The sequence below is a fragment of the Hydrogenivirga sp. 128-5-R1-1 genome (assembly GCF_000171895.1).
Genome location: NZ_ABHJ01000345.1, coordinates 1 through 1471, shown reverse-complemented (window position 1 = coordinate 1471; position 1471 = coordinate 1). Strand labels below are relative to the sequence as shown.

General features: G+C 33.2%; 2 protein-coding genes. Both read left to right on the top strand.

The annotated features are described in order from the left end of the window. The first annotated feature begins 97 nt into the window (after nt 1-97). The gene (locus HG1285_RS01755) at nt 98-718 is read left to right on the top strand and encodes a trimeric intracellular cation channel family protein (RefSeq protein WP_008289311.1); all 621 of its coding nucleotides are present in this window, start codon (nt 98-100) and stop codon (nt 716-718) included. A gap of 78 nt (nt 719-796) precedes the next feature. Then, on the top strand, nt 797-1471 hold a 675-nt coding region (locus HG1285_RS01760; RefSeq protein ID WP_008289310.1), incomplete at its 3' end, for a DUF505 family protein.

The following is a 1471-nucleotide window of genomic DNA, read 5'->3' as shown; positions in this document are numbered from 1 at the left end:
ATTAAAGGAAGGAGTAGAATTTAGAGGGTTTAAAATAGAAGTTGATGAAAACTTTAATGTAATGTTAAAGGATAATTTAAAACTGTGTGAGGAGTAAATGGAGCACGGGGAATTTGTTTTTTACATTATGAACATAATAGGTCTGATTGCCTTTGCCGTTTCAGGCTCTTTAAAGGCAATAGAAAATAAACTTGACCTTCTTGGAATAACAGTTTTAGGTATTATGACAGCACTGGGCGGGGGTATTACAAGGGATATTTTAGTTAATAAAATACCAAATGCTTTAATTTCAATATCAGACATGTCATTTGCACTTATTGGTGTGTGGATAGCATTAGTTTTATATAAGCTTTTTGGTATAGACATAAAAAACAGGTACATAATTTTAATACCTGATGCTGTAGGGCTTGCAGCTTTTACAACTACAGGAGCAATAGTTGCCTATAATGCAGATGTTTCATTTTTTGGCATAATCATACTTGCAACCCTTACAGGAGTAGGAGGTGGATTAATAAGCGATATTTTACTTGGTAAGGTTCCTTCTGTCCTTCACGATGATTTTTATGCTTCCTGTGCAATAATAGGAGCTGTAGCTTTTTACATATCTGTACTATCAGGTTTTTCACTATTTGCAAGTGGATTTATTTGCAGTAGTGTTGTACTGATGATAAGAATTTTAGCAATATTTTACAAATGGAGTTTACCTAAATTTTCATAAAAGAAAAAAGCTTGAAAATATTAGTATAAAGATTTATATTATTTTATAATGATAAACTAAAATAATGGAGGGTATCAAATGTTAATCAAAAAAGAACACGCTCTTGCACTTTTAAATGCAAAATCTCAGGAAGAAAAAGGTCTTTCCTGTCAAATTACTGTAAAGTCAGAAAGCGACCCTTATATTGAACTTGAGCTTCAAAACTTACTTGAGCAGGGAAATAGTCCTGTTGAGTTTGTTTTAACGTATGCAGGAAGAAATCTTGTTTATCTTTTAGAAGAGATGATACAAAAAGGTTTAATCAGCCATCCATCTGAGTGGGATGAAAGATTTAGATGGATAGGTTCTGAAGTTATTGCAGTGATAGAAGCATCTATTAAAAGCGGGAACCTGACTGGTGAAAAAGTTTTTGATACTCTAAAGGAAAGAGGATTCGCTCAGGAAATTCACGAGGAGAAAAAAGGCTGGCTTAAAGAAATAAATGAATATGGAAAATCTGTTTATGAAATTTATAAAAACACAAAACCAAGACTTGAAATTTCCAAAGAACTGGCCGAATATATTTCAACTATGCCACCTGGACCGGCAGAAACTAAATTTTTACCAGTTCACGGCAGGAATGTTGAAATAATGGAATCAATGAGATTAATATCTTTCTCTGTTTCAAATTCTGATGTTTACAACTTATCTGGTCTTGGGCTTGCAGTTCAAAAAACAGTGCAAACTATGACGCCGGCTTTAGATACCGTAATA